Annotated in this window: 16 protein-coding genes; 9 read left to right on the top strand and 7 right to left on the bottom strand. The window is 65.9% G+C overall.

Translation table 11 applies throughout. The features are described 5' to 3' along the window. Nucleotides 1–88: 88 nt before the first annotated feature. On the top strand, nucleotides 89–262 hold the full coding sequence (locus D5041_RS10415) for a hypothetical protein (protein WP_265284667.1): 174 nt from the start codon (nucleotides 89–91) through the stop codon (nucleotides 260–262). A gap of 40 nt (nucleotides 263–302) precedes the next feature. Here the strand turns inward: D5041_RS10415 and D5041_RS10410 are convergent, their stop codons facing one another. Together D5041_RS10410 and D5041_RS10405 are read right to left on the bottom strand one after the other, a co-directional pair. Beyond that, nucleotides 303–1,484 carry a Gfo/Idh/MocA family protein gene (locus D5041_RS10410; RefSeq protein WP_265281541.1) on the bottom strand — a complete coding sequence of 394 codons (1,182 nt, stop codon included), beginning with the start codon at nucleotides 1,482–1,484 and terminating at the stop codon, nucleotides 303–305. After that, the gene (locus D5041_RS10405; RefSeq protein ID WP_265257423.1) at nucleotides 1,481–2,551 is read right to left on the bottom strand and encodes a sugar phosphate isomerase/epimerase family protein; all 1,071 of its coding nucleotides are present in this window, start codon (nucleotides 2,549–2,551) and stop codon (nucleotides 1,481–1,483) included. Before D5041_RS10405 ends, D5041_RS10410 begins: the two co-directional genes overlap by 4 nt. A gap of 474 nt (nucleotides 2,552–3,025) precedes the next feature. Here D5041_RS10405 and zorA point away from each other — a divergent pair, with 474 nt between their 5' ends. From zorA to D5041_RS10365, 8 genes are all read left to right on the top strand, one after another. Further along, nucleotides 3,026–5,068, top strand: coding sequence for an anti-phage ZorAB system protein ZorA (gene zorA, locus D5041_RS10400; protein WP_265281951.1), 2,043 nt, complete (start codon nucleotides 3,026–3,028; stop codon nucleotides 5,066–5,068). Between the two features lie 6 nt (nucleotides 5,069–5,074). Next, complete coding sequence (locus D5041_RS10395; protein ID WP_265281542.1) at nucleotides 5,075–5,797, top strand: flagellar motor protein MotB; 723 nt, start codon at nucleotides 5,075–5,077, stop codon at nucleotides 5,795–5,797. Further along, complete coding sequence (locus D5041_RS10390; RefSeq protein ID WP_265284666.1) at nucleotides 5,776–7,431, top strand: EH signature domain-containing protein; 1,656 nt, start codon at nucleotides 5,776–5,778, stop codon at nucleotides 7,429–7,431. Before D5041_RS10395 ends, D5041_RS10390 begins: the two co-directional genes overlap by 22 nt. 3 nt (nucleotides 7,432–7,434) lie before the next feature. Continuing rightward, a complete protein-coding gene (locus D5041_RS10385) occupies nucleotides 7,435–11,187 on the top strand; it encodes an SNF2-related protein (RefSeq protein WP_265281544.1) in 3,753 nt (1,250 codons plus the stop codon). A gap of 199 nt (nucleotides 11,188–11,386) precedes the next feature. Further along, the gene (locus D5041_RS10380; RefSeq protein WP_265281545.1) at nucleotides 11,387–12,643 is read left to right on the top strand and encodes an AAA family ATPase; all 1,257 of its coding nucleotides are present in this window, start codon (nucleotides 11,387–11,389) and stop codon (nucleotides 12,641–12,643) included. Then, nucleotides 12,640–13,101 (top strand): DUF4276 family protein, encoded by a 462-nt coding sequence (locus tag D5041_RS10375; protein ID WP_265281546.1) that lies wholly within the window; start codon nucleotides 12,640–12,642, stop codon nucleotides 13,099–13,101. Before D5041_RS10380 ends, D5041_RS10375 begins: the two co-directional genes overlap by 4 nt. A 282-nt stretch (nucleotides 13,102–13,383) precedes the next feature. Continuing rightward, the gene (locus D5041_RS10370; RefSeq protein WP_010104814.1) at nucleotides 13,384–13,662 is read left to right on the top strand and encodes a type II toxin-antitoxin system TacA family antitoxin; all 279 of its coding nucleotides are present in this window, start codon (nucleotides 13,384–13,386) and stop codon (nucleotides 13,660–13,662) included. Further along, a complete protein-coding gene (locus D5041_RS10365) occupies nucleotides 13,659–14,153 on the top strand; it encodes a GNAT family N-acetyltransferase (protein ID WP_265281547.1) in 495 nt (164 codons plus the stop codon). Before D5041_RS10370 ends, D5041_RS10365 begins: the two co-directional genes overlap by 4 nt. 119 nt (nucleotides 14,154–14,272) lie before the next feature. Here the strand turns inward: D5041_RS10365 and D5041_RS10360 are convergent, their stop codons facing one another. From D5041_RS10360 to D5041_RS10340, 5 genes are read right to left on the bottom strand one after another with little or no spacing between them, the layout of a single operon-like run. Then, nucleotides 14,273–15,523 (bottom strand): enolase C-terminal domain-like protein, encoded by a 1,251-nt coding sequence (locus tag D5041_RS10360; protein ID WP_265281548.1) that lies wholly within the window; start codon nucleotides 15,521–15,523, stop codon nucleotides 14,273–14,275. A gap of 27 nt (nucleotides 15,524–15,550) precedes the next feature. Further along, entirely contained in the window at nucleotides 15,551–16,318 is a 768-nt protein-coding gene (locus D5041_RS10355; protein WP_265281549.1) for an SDR family oxidoreductase, read from the bottom strand. 23 nt (nucleotides 16,319–16,341) lie between these two features. After that, complete coding sequence (locus tag D5041_RS10350; RefSeq protein ID WP_265257432.1) at nucleotides 16,342–17,172, bottom strand: fumarylacetoacetate hydrolase family protein; 831 nt, start codon at nucleotides 17,170–17,172, stop codon at nucleotides 16,342–16,344. Nucleotides 17,173–17,206: 34 nt separating this feature from the next. Next, nucleotides 17,207–18,304 (bottom strand): L-idonate 5-dehydrogenase, encoded by a 1,098-nt coding sequence (locus D5041_RS10345; RefSeq protein WP_265284665.1) that lies wholly within the window; start codon nucleotides 18,302–18,304, stop codon nucleotides 17,207–17,209. A 46-nt stretch (nucleotides 18,305–18,350) separates the two neighbouring features. Further along, a complete protein-coding gene (locus D5041_RS10340) occupies nucleotides 18,351–19,328 on the bottom strand; it encodes a 2-hydroxyacid dehydrogenase (RefSeq protein ID WP_265284664.1) in 978 nt (325 codons plus the stop codon). Nucleotides 19,329–19,367 lie beyond the last annotated feature (39 nt).

Genomic DNA, 19,367 nt, shown 5'->3' with positions numbered 1-19,367 from the left:
TCTTCCAGCACTATTGAATTCCGTCATGATATTTGTCGGATATTTACTGGGGCTAAGCATACAGCGTCTGCTTCTAATAGCCGGAATCATGTTGCTGAACCTGATCGTATTGCACGCAAAAACCGATTCTGTTTTCTTCGAAAGATTGACAAATTGGTTTGGCCTATCCCCTGAAAAAACCAGAAACGTCGTCGATTTTGTGGGCCACACATGCTTGGTGCTGCTCGTGATCAGCGGCTCTTCGGCCAACGCCTCCAGGTGATTCAAAAAACATACCCCAAGGAACCCGGTGCGCCGCCGTCTCAAAGGGCCTCGTCCACCCCCACCCCCACCCACTCGCCGCCCTGGCGTGATGAGCGCATGGCCGCTTCGATAAAGGCCATGCCGTGCACGCCGTCCGTGATGTCCGGAAAGCTCAGTTCCTTCGGCACTGCGGCGCCGTTGCGTGCGGCGCGCAGCGCCTGGGCGATCTCGGTGTAGACGCTGGCAAAGCCCTCCAGGTAGCCCTCGGGGTGGCCTGCGGGCAGGCGCGTCACGCGGGCCGCGTCGGCATTCGCTGCGGCCGTGCCGCGCTCGATTTTCTGCGTCGGCTGGCCGAACGGTGACCAGTGCAGTTGGTTGGGCAGTTCCTGGCTCCATTCGATTCCGCCCTTGCTGCCGTATACGCGCAGCCGCAGTTCGTTCGCGTTGCCCGGCGCGACCTGGCTGGCCCACAGCATGCCGCGCGCGCCGCCGACGTAGCGCAGCAGGATCTGCGCGTCGTCGTCGAGCGCACGGTTTGGCACGAAGCGGCTCAGTTCGGCGCACAGCGAATGCGTTTTCAGTCCGGTGACGAAGGCGGCGAGTTGGTAGGCGTGCGTTCCGATGTCGCCGATGCAGCCGCCCGCGCCGGCGCGCGCCGGGTCGGTGCGCCAGAGCGCCTGCTTCTGCCCGGTTTCTTCGAGCGCCTCGGTGAGCCAATCCTGCAGGTACTCCACGTGCACCATGCGCAGCGTTCCCAGCGCACCGTCGCGCAGCATGCGCCGCGCGTGGCGCACCATCGGGTAGCCGCTGTAGTTGTAGGTCACGGCCAGGATGCGGCCGCGTGCGCGCGCCAACTCTTGCAGCCGCAGGGCCTGCGCCAGCGTGGTGCTCACCGGCTTGTCGCAGATCACGTGCATTCCCGCCGCAAGAAAGGCTTCGGCCACGGGCGCATGCTGGTCGTTGGGCGTGACGATGGCCACGGCCTCGATTCCGTCCGCGCGCGCCGCCTCCGCGCGCGCCATCGTCGCGTAGTCCGGGTAGGCGCGCGCCAGACCCAGGGCCTGCGCCGAGCGCAGCGCTTTCTCGGGGCTTGCGCTGAGCGCGCCGGCGAGCAGTTCGTATTCGTCGTCGAGCCGCGCGGCGATGCGGTGCACGGCACCGATGAAGGCGCCCTCGCCACCGCCCACCATGCCGAGCCGGATGCGGCGCCCCGGCGGCGCCGCGCCGTGCGCCGCGCTCATTGCGCGCCCTCGTGCAGGCCGAGCATGCGCTGCAACTGCCGCGCGTCGCTGCTGCCGCCGGCGAAGTCGTCGAACGCCTTTTCGGTCACGCGGATGATGTGGCGGCGGATGAACTCCGCGCCCTCGGCCGCGCCGGCCTCGGGGTGCTTGAGGCAGCATTCCCATTCCAGGACCGCCCAGCTGTCGTAGCCGTATTGCGCCATCTTGGAGAAGATGGCGCCAAAGTCCACCTGGCCGTCGCCCAGCGAACGGAAGCGCCCCGCGCGCCCGACCCAGGGTTGGAAACCCGAGTACACGCCCTGTCGGCCGGTGGGGCGGAACTCCGCGTCCTTGACGTGCAGCGCCTGGATGCGCTCGTGGTAGATGTCGATGAACTGCAGGTAGTCGAGCTGCTGCAGCAGGAAGTGCGACGGGTCGTAGTTGATGCAGCAGCGTGGGTGCTGCTGCACGCGCTCCAGGAACATCTCGAAAGTGGCGCCGTCGAACAGGTCCTCGCCGGGGTGCAGTTCGAAGCAGACGTTGCAGTCGGCGGCGTCGAAGGCGTCGAAGATGGGCCGCCAGCGGCGCGCGAGTTCGTCGAACGCGGTGTCGATCAGGCCGGCCGGGCGCTGCGGCCAGGGGTACAGGAAGGGCCAGGCCAGCGCGCCCGAGAAGCTCACGGTGTTCCTCAGCCCCAGCCGCTGCGAAGCCTTGGCCGCGAGCAGCATCTGCTGCACGGCCCAGGCCTGGCGCGCCCGGGGATTGCCGCGCACGGCCTCGGGAGCAAAGCTGTCGAAGGCCTCGTCGTAGGCCGGATGCACGGCCACCAGCTGGCCCTGCAGGTGGGTGCCCAGCTCGGTGATCTCGACGCCGTTGGCGCGCGCCACGCCGCGCAACTCGTCGCAATAGGTCTGCGACGCGGCGGCCTGCTCCAGGTCAAAGACACGCCGATCCCAGGAGGGGAGTTGCACGCCCTTGAAGCCCAGGCTCGCGGCCCAGCGCGTGATCGATTCCCAGGAGTCAAACGGTGCGTTGTCGCCCGTGAATTGCGCCAGATAAATTCCCGGGCCCTTGATGTTGCTCGCCATGGGTGTTCCTGCGGGTGCTCAGAGATTTTTGCGAAGTGGGTCAGGGTTCGGGGGGCTCCGCGACCTGGGCTCAGGCCGCACCAGCAACGGCCTGGGCCGCTGCAATGCCGCAAATTCTGGGGCACACATCTGGTTTCATTCCCTCATGAAAACCCTATCAAACCCGTGCGTTCCATGGTCCCGGCCTGTGGCGTTGGCCGCAACGAAAAAGAATCAGCGCCTGGCCGGTACGGGCTTTGGAACGTTCGCGACGGGGATTGGCTAATTCCCTATGAATCCCGTGGTATCTTCGATCGATATCGTTACATTTTGACGCGCCATGCATCGGCGCATGCGCTTGGGCGATTCCGGGCGTGCCGATCCGCCAAGGCGCAAACCGATTTTCCGTACAACTGCCGCCGCCCTGCGCAAGGGATTCGTTGAGGGCGTGGCGTTCGTTTTGTCCCCCACAAAGCGATCATTTTTTTGTGGGAGATGCGGGTGGACGCAACTGTCTTTGCGGGTCCTTGGGTCGGGCTCTTGGCCGAGTACTGGCACATAGCCGCCGTAGCACTGCTCTTGCTCTTGATCGGCATCGGTTTTGTCTTTCGGTTCGTGGTTCCGGCTTGGCAGCTTGGCGGGAAGCTCTCGGCGGCCATCAGCGCCTTGCGCGACATCAACGCACGGCGTGATGGCAACGTTGTCGATCTCGAAGAGATCGGGGCCAAGGCCATGTCTGATCCGGCCTTGTCCCACCTGTGGAGGGAATACGCCAAAACGCTGCATCCCCAGCGCAAGGATGGAGACAACGGGCTCAGCCGCATCGTCCGCTGGCGCGCCACCGCCCTGGCCGACAGCTTCTTCTCCGAGCAGGCCGTCGTCGATGCGCGCCTGAGAACCGAGTATTACAAGCATGTGCCAGGCATCCTGACGGGCATCGGGATCATCGGCACGTTCTCCGGTCTGATCATCGGCCTGAGCCGCTTCAAGGTGCCCAAGGACCTGACCCTGATCCAGGAGCAACTCGGGCAGCTCATGAACTCGGTCCGCCACGCGTTCTATGCGTCAGCGGCGGCCATCGGGCTGGCGATGCTGTTCACCTGGGCCGAAAAGTCGCTGGTCGCCGCGCGCTATCGGCAGGTCGAGTCGTTGCGCGAACTCGTGGACAGCATGTTCGAGGGTGGCGCCGGGGAGGAGTACCTCGAGCGGGTGGCCACGGCGGCCGAGATGTCGGCCACGCAGGCGGCACAACTCAAGGACTCCCTGGTCGGCGACCTGAAGGAAATACTGACCGCGCAGATGACCCGGCAGATTGACGCCCAGGCCGCGCACAGCAGCCAACTGGCGGGCGCTGTGGGCGAGGCCATCTCCAAGGGCCTTGGTCCGCCAATGGGGGAACTCGCCAATGTCGTGCGGGACGTCCGCGGGGACCAGGGCGAGGCCGTCAACAAGATGCTCACCGACGTGTTGGCGAGCTTCGCGTCTCAGATGCGCGAGATGTTTGGCGGCCAGATGACGGGCATGTCCGAGCTCATGCGCAAGGCCAGCGAGTCCATGCAGGCCACCGCCATCCAGTTTGGGCAGCTCGCGACCAATATGGGCGCGGCCGGGACCAACACGGTGAACGCCATGGGCGAGCGGCTGGGCAAGGCCTTGGACGCCATGGACACCCGCCAAGCCGCGATGAACGCGCAAATGGGAGCGTTCGTCGAGCAGATCAGGGCTTTGGTGTCGGAGTCGCAGACCGAGTCGTCGCAGAAGCTCAAAGACACGCTGGCGGCGGTGGGCGACCAAGTCGCCGGGGTGGTCGAGCAGCTCAGGAAGCAGGCCGAGCAAGCGGCAGAGTCCCAAGGCAAGCGCCACGACCGCTTCGAGGAGGCCACGGACCAGGCCATCGGGTCGCTTTCCGGCCAAGTCGAGCAGTTGCTCCGCCAGTCGATGGCGACCAACGAGTCGCTGCAGGGCGCGGTGGCGAGTCTCGCGCAGGCCACCGACCAGGCGATCAAGGGCATGAACTCCGGCGCCGAAACGCTCTACCTAGCAGCCACCGACTTTGCCAAGGCGGGGCAGGGTGTGTCGGAAACCATGCACGCCTCGACCACCGCTACCGAGGCCATCAAGGCGGCTTCGATCCAACTCACCATGTCCACCGACGGCGCGCGAGCAATCTTCGCCGACTACGCCAAGACCCGCGACACCTTCGCGAACATGGTCACCGACTTGAAGCAGACCGTCGAAAACGCCAAACGGGATGCGTCCATGACCTCCGGGATCATCGAGCAGATTCAGGCGGCAGCGACCCAGTTGGGCGTGGCCAGCAGGCAGTCCGAGGAATACCTGCGCGACCTCAGTGCCGTACTGGGCGAGGCTCACGGAAAGTTTACGGGGAGCGTCGAGCAGACGCTGCACGATAGCAACCGCGCGTTCCACGGTCACCTCGCGAGCGCGGTCGGGTTGTTGTCGGGCGCCATCACGGACTTGTCGGACGCCATCGAGGACCTCGGCGATGCGCTCGACGAACTCCCGCCCCGGAGATAACAGGCCATGATGGGAATCAGGGCTTTGCGGCGCAAGGCGGGCAAGGAGGATGCGGAAAAGCCGTTCTGGATTTCCTTTTCCGACCTGATGACGGCGCTGATGGTGCTGTTTCTGGTGGCGATGGCCGTGGCCCTGATAGCAGTCACGCATGGATTGGCGACCATCAACAAGGACAAGGAGGAGCGCCAGCAGACCATCGCGGCCTGCATTGCCGACGTGAAGGCGCTCACTGACCGGTCGGAATTCCAAGGCGTTTCGGTACACGGCCATTCCATAGACTTCGGCACGCTGGTGCTGTTCGGCAACGACAGGCATCGCTTCGAGAACCCCACGCACGAGCACTTCGTGCGCCAGTTCGTCCCGCGCGTGCTCGACTTGGCGCGCAGCAAGCAATGCGAGCAATGGCTCAAGCGCGTGGTGGTTGAGGGCTTTGCCAGCCAGACTGGCAACTATCTCTACAACCTGAATCTGAGCTATCTGCGCTCGCAGCGCGTGCTATGCGTGCTGCTCGATGCCCAGGCGGCGAACGCCCTGGTAGCGACGGACCGCCAATTCATCCAGAGCCTGTTTCTGGTCGGTGGATCGTCGTTCAACACGGCCGCCGGCGAGGCGGCCCGGATGCGGCGGGTCGAACTCAGACTGGAATTCCGCGACCTGGGGAGCGCGCGCGACCAGCACACCGACATCCCCCTGGACCCCGGCGTCAAATGCCCAAACGATTTGCACTGAACGACCCCCTCGACACGCTTCGCAAAGAGCTTGAACCTTTCGCCTCGGGGCTGCGCTCGCCCGAGACGTTTTCCGACCCCGACGATGGCATGAAAAAGGCCTGGGAGAGGGTCGAGCGCGAGCATGGTGGCGCGGGCACCGGGGCCCCCACGGACTCCATCGTGACCGTGATTCGTATCTTTCGCGAAACGGGCGAGATCAAGACTCGGCGCGATTTGAAATATGTCTGTTTCGGCCTCTCGATCCCCATTGGCGGCTGGTGCGTCCTTGTCGATGTCCGGCTGCTCCGCTACGTCTTCGAGCGGGTCCGGGACCTGCCGAAGATGCGGCGGCGCATCCGCGGTTTTCGGGCCCTGCTGTCGAGCTACTGGGGCTTCCCCCTGCATGCTGGGCAGACCCGCGACGAGGCCAGGGTCGGTTGGGGCGTACTGCGCTCCTGGCTGTGTGCCGAACACGAACGCATTGCCCAATCCCCGGAGCCCAAGCGGCCGTGGTTCGCGGTGCTGACCCGGCACACGATGTTGTTGAGCGACAACCCCTGCGAGCAGTTCGGTGCCGACCTGCTGCGCGGCGACAGCACGGGACTGCGCGATGCGATCGAGGGTCTGGCAATCCCGGTGAACTCCTGGGTCCAGGAAGAGGCCGTCGTCGCCCAGATGGACGCGGGATGCCTTCTGAAAGACCGGGCTTTCCAGCAGACCTTGCCCGCTCTCCTGCGCATCGGAGTCGGGTGCGGCGGGGTCGAATTGGGCGAGACGCTGCGCCGGCGCTGCGTGGAGACGTTGGTGTTTCGTTATGCCCGGTGCAGCGAGCGGCCCGAGCACATGGCCCTGCGCGACGCCGCTGTCTCCCACATCGGCAATCCCTGGCTGTACCGCTCACGCTGGCGCGACGACCCGAGTCGCGAGATGGTCAGCGCTTGGCTCAAGCACCGCTTGATCAGCGACTTCTTCGAGTTGCTCAGCGCTGATGGCATGGGCGACCGCCGCCGCATGGACTACTGGCTGCGTTTCGCGCCAGCCATCGAAGACATGTGGTTTGCGCTGGGCGTGAACGCGCAGCATCGGCACAGCGAGCCATTCGACGAATTCAGGCTCCGTGCACAAGGGCGGCTGCTCGCGCTGGACGCTACGACGCACGACAACAACGCCTTCGTCATGCAGGTCGGACGCTATCTGCTGGTCGAGTTCGGCGCCAAGGGCAACGCGATGTTTGTCTTTGCCCGGGATTCGCTCGATCAGCCTTTGCTCAACGCTTTGCACAGCAGGGCGCGGGCGTCGGTCAGCGTCCACCAACTCAAGGACAGCCGGCACATTCACCGGATGATCCACAGCGACTCGTCCGGGCAAACCTGGGAACAGAAGTTCGACGACGACCTCGTGCCCCGCATTGGTTGGCGTCCAAGCGTCGCGCCGCGGGGCATCGGTGGACCGGTTCGGCGTCCGCGCCCGCAGGTGTTTTCGCCGGGCACATGGCGTTCCTTTGCGCGAAGCCATGGCCTGCGTGTGCAGGACAACCGCAGCAAACAAGGCGCGCTTTGGGTGCTCGGCGTCGAGCAAGCCGGCGCCGTCGCCGCCCAACTCGATGCCTGGGGTTTCCGGTGCAGGGCGCCCAAAGGTTGGTACAAGGAGTAGTCGATGCGCAGAGCCCCGTTTTTTTCATCCCCATCCGGGGGCAACCCGGGCAGCCCATCGGGGTCGGGCATTGCCGTTTCGTGGAGCCGCGATGGCGTTGAATACCGACCCGATCCAGCGCGCGAAGACTGGCTCTGCGACGCTGGCCGCTTTGGCGCCGACGCCGAACTGGTGCGGCTGCTGGGCCAGTTGGAGGAGGAGGGTTTCGCGCGGCAGGACGCGGCCCGTCTGAAGCTGGGCTGGCCGGACTTTTATCGCCTCGCGACCTCGCCGGAGTACGGGGGCGACGTTGCGGCCATGAAACTGCCGCCCATGCAGGCCTGGCGCCCGGTGCTGTCGAGCAAGGGGACGCTGATCGACCAGGGCTTCGCCGTGTCCATTGCCGGATGGATCGCCCCCGACGGGCAGCGCCCGCAAGGCAATGCCACCATCGCGGGCGCGGTGATCCAACTGGGCCAGCGCGTAGCGCTGCTGCCGGAGGGCGCGTGGCGCGTGGTCGAATCCGTGGCCCGGTTCTGGGCCAGACCTGCCGGCGAGCGCGACGCGGACTCGAACCGCCGCGCCTGGTCGGACATCCGCTCCCAGGCCGTGAGCGCCGGCGCCGACATGGCGGACTTTCTGCGCAACACCATCGTGCTGACTCCGGAAAAGCTGCGCATCGGCCTGCGCAAGGGCGACGTCGGCAACGCCATGGTCGAGGTGCTGCCGGAATTTGACGGCGCGCCGGCGCGGTGGCTGGAAACTTTCGACAGCCGTCAGGAAGTGCCCGAGCGCTACGACATCCCCGACGGCAAGGGCATCGTGCAGGTGATGCTTGCGCCGCCCGTGCGGACCGTGCTGCGCGAGATTCGCCGCATGCCGGGTCGGCGCATCGCGGGCGAGCGCGCCAAGTCGTTTCTGCGCAATCCCTTTGCCGTTCTGGGCCCTGATGCGGCCCTGGTGATCGACCCGCAGCAGTTCGAGCAGGCGCGCGACGACGCGGGCGTGTCATTCGCCCGCTTTACCGCCCGCGTGCTGCGCGACGACAAGGGCTACCCATACGACTGCACTTTGCTGGTCGAGGAGACGGTGCATGGCGCAGCAGTCCATTCCACCGAACTGCGCTTTGCAGAAGCGCAGGACCTGGAAGGGTTCGTCACCCTGCTCGATGCCCGTATCGCGGCGTCGGCGCCATGCTGCCATTGGCAGGGCTACGACCTGGAAATCCTGGGCGACACACCCGATCAAGCCAAACTCCTGCGCGCGGCGCTGCGCGACATGTCGGCGTCCAGCCGTCCGCGGGCCGCGGAGATTTTTGACCTGTCGCGGTATTCCGACCGCATAGGGGTAATCGGTGTCGAGAAGCCCTACTACTCGCCCTTCATCACCCGCAAGAGCGACGACGAAGGATGGGTCCCCGAGAACGTCGATATCGGCATTTTCTACACGCCCGAGGAGGGTGGCGAGACGATCGCTGTCGTGCTGGGCGAGAAATCCCTGGCGGTGTTCCGTGCGGTAGTCGAGGATGCCCGGATAAACCAGCGCGAGACATTCACCTTTCCCTCCTGCCCCCAACCCCTTCCGCTCCCATGGGCCATCGATGCACTCAAGACGCTGGACAAGACCATCGAGCATGTGGGCAGGGGCAAGTTCAGTCCCCCAAAGCCTGAGCCCCGGGACGAACGCAGGGGCCTGGTGATCAAGCCCAATGTGGACCAACTCGATTACGAGGAACGCCGAGGCGCACTGACCCCGACCAACGCACCACCCCGGCTCCCCACCGTGCTGCGGCCCGACGTCGCGCTCAAGGAGCATCAACTGAGCGGCGTGGCCTGGCTTCAACACCTGTGGCGCCTCTCGCCAGAGGCCTGCCGTGGCGCGCTGCTGGCAGACGACATGGGCCTGGGCAAGACGATCCAACTGTTGGCGTTCATCGCTGCGGCCATCGAAGAGCAGGCCGACATCGATCCATTCCTGATCGTGGCGCCGGTTTCGCTGTTGGACAACTGGAAGGAAGAGATTGCCAAGTTCCTTGTCCCAGGCGCGATGCGCGTCCTGACGCTGTATGGGAAATCGCTGGCCGAAAAGCGCGTTCCCCGGCACGAGCTCGAGGAGGAACTCGTTCAAGGGGGCGTGACGCGGCTTTTGAAGCCTGGTTGGCTCGGTGGCGCCCAAGTCGTTCTGACCACCTATGAAACACTGCGCGACCTCGAGTTCTCGTTGGCCGCGCAGCCTTGGTCGGCGATGATTTGCGACGAGGCGCAGAAGATCAAGAACCCCAACGCCTTGATTACGCGCGCGGCCAAGAAGCAGAACGCCCGGTTCAAGATTGCCTGCACGGGAACGCCGGTGGAGAACACGCTGACCGACATCTGGAGCCTGTTCGACTTTGTACAGCCGGGTTTGTTGGGTGCGCTGAAGGAGTTTGGCGAGCGCTACCGCAGGCCCATCGAAGCCGAGAGCGACGAGGAGAAGCAGCGCGTCGAAGAATTGCGGACCTTGATCGAACCACAGAAACTGCGCCGGACCAAGGCCGAGGTCGCCAAGGATCTGCCCAAGAAGATCGAGGTGCTCACCTGCCGGACTCTGCCCTTGTCAGACTGCCAGCGTGCGCACTACGCCAACGCTGTCGCGCAGTTTCGTCAACGGGAGTCGGGCGGATTCACCGGTCTGCAATCGCCCTTGGGCCTGCTGCTATACCTGCGCAGGCTGTGCTCGGACCCGCAGCAGCCAGGGCAGATCACGACCGGCTCCAAGCCACTCGCCGAGATCGAGCGCGACTCGCCCAAGATGAAATGGCTTTTGGCCGAATTGCGCGCAATCGAGACCAGGGACGAGAAAGTCATTGTCTTTTGCGAATTCAAGGACCTCCAGCGAACGCTGAAGCGCGCCATTGGTGAGCGGTTCGGCGTCGAGCCCGACGTGATCAACGGCGACACGTCGGCGGACTCTGCCCATGCCGGAAACCGGCAGCGGCGGATCAGAAAATTCCAGGACCAGCCCGGATTTGGCGTGATCGTCCTCTCGCCCCTGGCGGTGGGTTTTGGCGTGAACATCCAGGCGGCCAACCATGTCGTGCACTTCACCCGGACATGGAACCCGGCCAAGGAGGACCAGGCGACCGACCGGGCCTACCGCATAGGGCAGACCCGGGATGTCCATGTGTATTACCCGATCGTGGTGGCCCAAGACTTCCTGACCTTCGACGCCAAACTCGACCAGTTGCTCGATTGGAAGCGGGGCCTCGCCACCGACATGCTCAACGGCGCAGGCGGCATGGGTCCGGCCGACTTCAACGACCTGCAGGCGCCCGACGGTGGGGATGCCTTTGGCAACGAGCCGATCAGCGCCGACGACATCGGGCGACTGGATGCCGACGCCTTCGAAGCGTTTTGCGCCTTGCTGTGGAGCAAGCGCGGCTACCCGCAAGTGATCAGGACCCCGCGTACAGGCGACGGCGGCGTCGATGTCCTGGCGATCCGTGGCGCCGAGGGCGTGGCCATACAGTGCAAGAGTTCCGGCATCGAAGGACGAGCGCTCGGGTGGGAGGCTGTCAGGGATGTCGTTGCAGGGGTTCACGCCTATGCGCAGCGCCATCCCGGCGTGCAGTTCACGCCGGTGGCGGTCACCAACCAGCGCTTCAACGACACCGCCAAGCACCAGGCCCGGGTATCGAATGTGGCGTTGGTCGAGGGCGACGAGCTTGTGCGTTTGATTACGCAGTACCCCATGAAACGCGGTGAGCTTCAACGATTCCTGGGTTCGGCTTGGGGGTAGCCTGCGACGCGGCATGGACCGGGCGCGCGATCGCGTTCACCCGGCACAGGCTCGGTTCGTCCGCCTGTGCGCTGGAGGGCGCTTCGTCCATGCTCCCGCCAGGGGCGGCCGAGCCCTCGCACCGCCCGGGTGCTCCGGCGGCCTTGGTGGCGCGGTGGCCGATCGCGGCACAATGCCCGGATATTGAGGGGATCACCCAGTGCAAATCGAATCCATCCGACTGAAGAATTTCAAGGTCTTTCGCGACGTACACCTGAAGGACATCCCGGCCTTCTTGGTGGTGGTTGGCGCCAATGGGTCTGGCAAGAGCACGTTCTTTGATGTGTTTGGTTTTTTGCACGATTGCCTGAAAAACAATGTGCGGCAGGCGCTGGATTCGCGCGGCCGGTTTCGGGAAGTCCTCAGCCGTGACGCCACGGAAGAAACCATAAGGATCGAAATCCAGTACCGCATGCCGATCAGCGGGATTGATCGCCTGGTCACTTACTCGCTCGAAATAGCCGAGCGGGATGGTGCCCCGTTCATCCGGCGGGAAATACTCCGCTACAAACGGGGCCGCCACGGCAGCCCGTTTCACTTCCTGGACTTCACGAACGGCGCGGGTTTTGCGATCACGAACGAAGAAGATTTTCAAAAACCCGATGAGGCGCTGGACCGTGAAGAACAGAAAGTGGCTCCCGATACGTTGGCCGTCAAAGGCCTGGGGCAGTTTGAGCGCTTCAAGGCCGCGTCCGCTTTTCGCCAATTGATCGAGTCCTGGCATGTGTCGGACTTTCACATCCATGCCGCACGTGGCCGCAAGGAGGCTGTGGGAGAGACGGAGCATCTCACGGAGACCGGAGACAATCTGCCGCTGGTCGCACGCCATCTTTACGAACAGCATCCCGAGGTGTTTCAGAAGATTCTGGCCACCCTTGCGCAGCGTGTGCCGGGAATCGCAGGGGTGGAGCCTCAGCTGATGGACGATGGGTACCTGACATTGCGCTTTCGCGACGGCTCGTTCAAGACGCCTTTCCTCGACCGCTATGTGTCTGATGGCACGATCAAGATGTTTTCCTACCTGGTCCTGCTGCATGACCCCAAGCCGCATCCCTTGCTGTGCGTGGAAGAACCCGAAAATCAGCTCTACCCCAAGCTGATGGCCGAATTGGCCGAAGAGTTTCGGCTCTACGCGCAACGACGCGGCGGGCAGGTCTTTGGCGAAGGCCGTAGGCGGCAAGGTGATTTTTTTCAGATCTACGCGCAACGCGGCGGGCAGGTCTTTGTCTCCACCCATTCACCCGATTTCCTGAACGCCGCCATGCTGGACGAGGTCTGCTGGCTGGTGAAAAGAAATGGCGCCACCGAGATCCGCCGCGCCCGTGACGATGCCCAGATTCGTGCCTATATGGCAGAGGGTGATCAGATGGGCTACCTTTGGAAGCAGGGGTTCTTTGAAGGCGCCGATCCGGTATGAGGGAACTCGTATTTTTGCTCGAAGAGGCGTCCGCCAAGGCGCTGCTCGAAGGATTGCTGCCGCGCATACTGGACCACAGGATTCTCCCGCGCTTGATCGCGTTCGATGGGAAGCAGGATCTGGAAAAGCAATTGGTGCGCCGCCTGCGCAGCTACCTCAATCCCGACGCCCGCTTTCTGGTGCTGCGTGACCAAGATAGCGCACCGGACTGCATCAAGGTCAAGAAAAAGCTGACGGGACTTTGCGCAACCGCAGGTCGTCAGGCTGTTTCTCTGGTGCGCATTGCATGCCGCGAGCTTGAAAGCATGTACTTGGCGGATCTGCGAGCGGTCGAAATTGCGTTGGCTGTCCCCGGGCTGGTCAAACGCCAAAGTAGCGCCAAATTCAGGCACCCGGATCGACTCGAAAGTCCTGGCCGCGAACTGGCGAAACTGACAACGGGGAGTATCAGAAAGTAAGCGGTTCCCGCTTGCTTGGGAGACATCTCGACACGGCAAATGAGCGCTCGGCAAGCTTCAGGAATCTGGTGCGTGGCATCCGCCGTCTGGAAACCGAACTTCTGGAAATTCCGTAAGGCCCCCCTCCCCCGCCTCAGGGCGTCTGCAGCGCCCCATCCATCAGAAGACGGGTCTGGGTCCAGGTCGTGACGCTGGCGCTCCTATGGAGTTTGTCGGTAGCGGCTGAATAGTTACGATTTTTCCGGCAATTTGCCGTACGATGTCCGGCAGGAGGATGCCCCTATGACCGCCGTTTCTACCGCCCGACTCGAAGCCCGGATCAGCCCGGACCTGCAGAAGATGCTCAAGCGTGCCGCCGAGATTCAAGGCCGCACCCTCACCGACTTCGTGGTGGCCGCCGTCCAGGACGCGGCCCAGCGCGCCATCGAGCAGGCCGAAGTCATCCGCTTGTCGCTGGCCGACCAGCAACGCTTTGCCGAGGTGCTGCTGTCGCCGCCCGAACCGACGCCGGCGCTTAAACGCGCGATGGCCCGCCACGACGAGTTGCTGCGCACTGAATGACGCACGCGCCGTTCCTGATCGCGGCGCTGGATGCTGCTGCCCATGACCGAAGCCAGTTTGACAGCGGCACGCTCGCGCTGGATCGCTATCTGCGCGAGCAGGTGTCGCAGGACATTCGCCGCCGCGTCGCAGCGTGCTTTGTCGCACTCACCGATGAGCGGCGCGTCGCCGGCTACTACACCTTGGCGACGGCCAGCGTGCCGCTGGCCGATCTGCCCGACGGGCTGCGGCGCAAGCTGCCGCGCTATGGCTCCGTGCCGGCCATCCGCATGGGCCGGTTGGCCGTCGATGCGGCTTTCAAGGGGCAGGGCCTGGGCGGCGCCCTGCTGGTCAACGCGCTGCGGCGCGCGGCCAGTTCCGAGATTCCGGCTGTGGTCCTGATCGTGGATGCCAAGGACGATCAAGCCGCGGCGTTCTACCGGCACCACGCATCTACCCCTTTGGCGGACTCTCCGCTGACCCTGTTCCTGCCGCTGGCATCCGTGCGTTGAAGAAAGACCATCATGCACACACACGCCCCAATCTCGAAGAGGCGTCCGCCAAGGCGCTGCTCGAATGGACCTGCACGGGCGCCCCGTTGCGGGCTTGCCCTCTCCCCCCTCCCCTGCCTTCAGGGCGTCTGCAACGCACCATCCACCAGAAGACGGGTCTGGGTCCAGGTCGTGACGCTGTTCTCGCATGGGTATTTGGCCGCCTCGGCTTCGTCGAGGTCCACGCCCAGGCCTGGCTTGTCGTTCGCGTAGACATGGCCTTGGCGGAACTCGGGCAGTCCCGGGAATACGTCGAGCAGCGCCTCCTTGGGTCCCCTGAGGTCCTGGATCACGCTGTTCGGGGGCTCGGTGCCGGACCATTCCTGTACGCCGAAGTTGCGCGCTGCCAGGTCGATGTGGATGTTCGCCGCGTGCGCCAGCGGCGACATGTCGCCCGGGCCATGCCAGGCGGTGCGCACGCCGTATTGCTCGGCAAACAGTTGCAGCTTGCGCCCCGGCGTGATGCCGCCGACCTGGCTCAGGTGCACGCGGACGTAGTCGATCAGGCGCTCGGCGATCAGCGGGCGCCACTCGAACGGGTGGTTGAACAATTCGCCCTGCGCCAGCGGCGTGGTGGTCTTGGCGCGCAGCTGGCGCAGCCAGTCGCCGTCCTCGAGTGCTATCGCGTCTTCCAGGAAGAACAGCGCGTAGGGTTCGAGCGCGCAGGCAAAGCGGATCGCGTCGGCGGGCTTGAGGCGCTCGTGCACGTCGTGGCATAGCTCGACGCCAAAGCCCAGGCGGCTGCGCAGCGCGTCGAACATCTCGAGCGTGTCGCGCATGTATTCGCGGCTGTCCAGGTAGACCCCGGCGAGCGCGCCCCGGGGTGCGGCCGCGGGTGCGGCGCCGAAACGGCCGCCGCCGTAGCCGCCGCTCTGGCAGCGGATATGCGTGATGCCCTGCGCGCGGTACTTCAGGATGCAGTCGCCCAGTTCCTCCAGGTCGCGGCCGTCGGCGTGGCGGTAGATGGGCACGCCTTCCCGGCATTTGCCGCCGAACAGCTGGTACAGCGGCATGTTCGCCTGCTTGCCCTTGATGTCCCACAGCGCCATGTCGATTCCGGAGATGGCGTTGTTCTCTATCGGCCCGTTGCGCCAGTAGGCGTTCTGGTGCATCAGCTGCCACAGTTCCTCGATGGCCTCGGCGTTGCGGCCGACGAGCAGCGGCCGCAGGTATTCCCCGATCAGGCATTCGACCGCCCGGTGGCGGTAGGCAAAGGTGGCGCAACCGAGGCCGACCAGGCCGGGCTGGTTGGTCTCGACTTGGACCACGAGCAGGTTGATGCCTTCCGGCGCGGTGGCGGTGGTTTTGATGTCGGTGATGAGCGTGGTCATGAAGTCGCAAATGAAGTGATCGAGCCGTTACAGCACCGCGAGCCAGCCGCCATCGACGTAGATGATCTGGCCATTCACGTAGTCCGAGGCGCGCGCGGACAGGAACACCGCCGCGCCGATCAGTTCCTCGGGTTGGCCCCAGCGCTTGGCCGGGTTGCTGGCCTTGACCCAGGCGTCGAAATCGGGGTTGTTCATCAGCGCGGTGTTCATCTCGGTCTGTATGTAGCCCGGCCCGATCGCGTTCACCTGGATGCCGAACTGCGCCCATTCGGCCGCCATCGCGCGCGCGAGCATCTTGATCCCGCCCTTGGCTGCGGTGTACGGCGCGACCGTCGCGCGCGCGGCCTCGCTGGTCAGCGAGCCGATGTGGATGATCTTGCCCCCGCGGCCGCGCGCGATCATGCGCTTGGCGGCCTGCTTGCCGACGATGAAGGCGCTGGTGAGGTTGGTGTCGATCACGCGCTGCCAGTCCCGGAGTTCGAGGTCGACCAGGGGCATGCGGTGCTGTATGCCGGCGTTGTTGATCAGGATGTCGATCGCGATGCCGCGCTGGTCCAGCGCGTCGAAGGCCGCGGCGACCGCCGCCTCGTCGGTCACGTCGAACGGCAGCGCCTGCGCGTCGTGGCCCCGGGCGCGCAGTTGCTCGGCCGCCAACGCAAGCTGCGCGGTGCTGCGGGCGTTGACGATGACGCGCGCGCCGGCCTCGGCCAGGCCCTGCGCAAAGGCCAGGCCCAGGCCGCGCGCAGCCCCGGTGATGAGCGCCGTGCGTCCGCTCAGATCGAACAATGGGGACATGGGGTTCTTCCGCTCGGAGGGAGTCAATGGGCTTGCGCCGTGGAGGCATCGGGCGCGGCGTGCACCCGCCCCGCGCGCAGGCCCACCTCGCCCAGGCCGGGGAAGCGGACCAGGATGTCGGTGTCCGCCGGCATCGGTAGCGCGCCGACCCAGGATCCCGTGGTGACCACGGTGTGCGCGGGCACCGTGCGAGCGCCGCGCGTGGCATGGCGCAGCCAGATCGGCAGCAGCCACAGCGGGTCGCCCAGCGAGTAGGCGCCGGTGTTTTCGATGGCGGGCGCGGCACCCGGCGCCGCACCAAAGCGGACCTCGCAGCGCTGGCCTGCCCAGTCATGCCCTCGGTGGTTGGGGAGCCAGCCACCCAGGAGCAGCGCGCCGTGCGAGCCCTGATCGGCGAGGCGCAGCGCAGCCGGTGCCTGCAAGCCTTCTTGCCAGCGCGAATCGGCGATCTCGATCGCGACGGCCACTGCGTCCACCAAGTACGGCGCGTCGGCATGGGTGAGCTGCTGCGCCTGTGCGGGCGTCACGTCCCGCGCCAGGCGCAGGGCAATCTCGGCCTCGACGGCCGGCTGGTGCCAGCGCAGGTCCGCCAGGGATTGCCCCGCCGTGCGCACGCCCGCGGCCGGCAGCGCCGCGTGCGTCAGCGCCGCGGTCCGCGCTGCGCCGCCCGACTTCCAGTGGCGCGGCGGGCCGCCGTCAAACCATCCCAGCGCCTGGGCCACGGCGTCCTGGATCGCGTAGGCCTGGTCGTCGCTGCGGAGCACGTGCGCCAGGTCCGAGGCCGGGGCCGGTTGGCCGGAACGCCGCGCAGCGATCAGCGCGGCAGCAACGCAGGGGTGTGGGCAGGGGGTCATGGTCGGAGGAAGAATGGATGGGACAGCGACGGCATCATGCCGGGTCACCGGCCTGCGCTGCGGTTCGGGCCCCGGCCCCGGCCTCGGCCTCGAAATCGATCAACACCTTCATCGCCCGCTTGCGGTCGCTGGCCAGTGCAAAGGCCTGGACCGCCTGGTCCATGGCGAACGCGCGGGTGATGACCGGCGACAGATCGACGCGCCGGGCGTTGATGAGTTGCACCGCGAGCGCGAACTCGGCGTGGAAGCGGAAGGAGCCCATCACGAGCAGTTCCTTGGCCACGATGAGGTTCTGCGGCACGCTGACGTCCCCGCCCAGCCCCAGTTGGACCAGCACGCCGCGCGGGCGCATGGTCTCCAGCCCGCTGCGCAGCGCGCGCTCGTTGCCCGAGCATTCGAACATCACGTCGATCTGCCCCTTTTCGGCGGCGTAGCGCTGCGTCCAGTCTGCCGCCGTTGCGACGTTGATCGTCGTATCGGCCCCCATGGCCCGGACCACCGCCAGCGGTTCGTCAACCACGTCGGTGGCGATGATTTCGGCCGCGCCGTGCAGGCGCGCAGCGGCGACGACCATTGCGCCGATCGGGCCACAGCCGGACACCAGCACCCGCTTGCCGAGCAGCGAGCCCGCGCGCGCCACCGCGTGCAGCGCCACCGAGAAGGGCTCGGCGAGCGCGGCCAGGGACAGGGAAATGCCGGGCGCGACCTTGGCGCATTGCCGCGCCTCGCAGACCAGCAGCTTGCGGAACGCCCCCTGGACATGGGGGTTGCGCATTGCGCTGCCGAAGTAGCGCATGTCCAGGCATTGGTTCGGCCAGCCTTCGAGGCAGTAGCGGCAACTCCCGCAGGGCAGACTGGGGTTCACCGCCACGCGGTCGCCCACCTGCACCGCGTCCACGTCGGGCGCCACGGCGGCCACCGTGCCGGCCACCTCGTGCCCCAGCGCCATGGGCTCGCGGATGCGGATGGCGCCAAAGCCCCCCTGGTGGAAGTAGTGCAGATCGGAGCCGCAGATGCCGCCCATTCCCACGCGCACCAGCACCTGCCCGGGGCCGATGCCTTCGAGCTCTCGCACCTCCAGGCGCAGGTCGGTGGGTGCGTGCAGCACCAGGGCCAGATAGCGTTCGGTCATGTCGTCCTCCGGGAATCAGGATGAAGAATGCGCGGGCGGGGCCACGTCACACCCGGTTCATGAGCGGCGCGCCGTCGATCCAGCGCCGGATGTTTTCGGCGATGGTTTCCTGGCGCCGGCGCACGGTGCCGGTGGTCCAGCCGGACATGTGCGGGGTCATGAGCAGGTTCGGCAGCGACGCAAAGTCCAGGCCCGGGGACGACGGCGTGCACTCGGCTTGCCCGGGCGTCGGGTAGCGGTACCAAGTGTCGATGATGGCGCCGCCGATGCGCCGCTGCGACAGGGCGTCGAACAGCGCCTGCTCGTCGATCACCGGGCCCCGCCCGACGTTCAGGATCAGCGCCCCGGGCCGCATCGCGGCCAAGGCTTCGGCCCCGACGATGCCGGTGGTCTGCGCCGTCAACGGCAGCGAGACCACGATGGCGTCGGCCGAGGCCATGAAGGCCGGCAGCTGCTCCAGCGTGAACGCCTGCGCCACGCGCTCGTCGGCGACGGGGCTGCGGTTGGCCACCGTGGTGCGCATGCCGAAGGCCTTGGCCCGGGCCAGGATGGCCTGGGCAATGTGGCCAAAGCCCAGCAGCCCCAGCGTCTGCGTCCCGAGTTCGCTGCGCAGGGCGCTGGGCCGGCCGGCCCACCAGGTCCAGCGCTGCTGGCGCAGATCGGCATCGGCCTGCGCCAGCGGGACGTGGCGCTGCAACAGCGCCGCCATCACGTATTCGGCGATGGCCTGCTCGTGGCCAAAGCAGTTGCACAGCACCGCGCCGGACGGCAGCAGGGCCGTGTCTATGGCGTCGGTACCGGCAGCCGGGGCATGGAACAGGCGCACGTTGCGCGGCGTCGGCAACCCGCGGTTGAGCGCGACGCCGACGATGACCTCGGCACTCGCGTAATGCGCGCGCTCGCCGGGGGCGTCCAGGGCGTCGCTCAGATCGACGATGTGGTGCTGCGGGTCGATCAGGGTCTCGAAACCCTGGCGGAAGTTGGCGGCGTTCGCGCCGTGGAATGCGATCTTGATGGTTCTCATGGCGGGGATCCGGGTCGGAGGATGTGTGGTCAATGGCAG

Origin of the sequence: Verminephrobacter aporrectodeae subsp. tuberculatae (assembly GCF_026127385.1) — a bacterium.
GTDB lineage: Bacteria > Pseudomonadota > Gammaproteobacteria > Burkholderiales > Burkholderiaceae_C > Acidovorax > Acidovorax aporrectodeae.
This window is presented reverse-complemented; position numbering and strand designations above follow the sequence as displayed.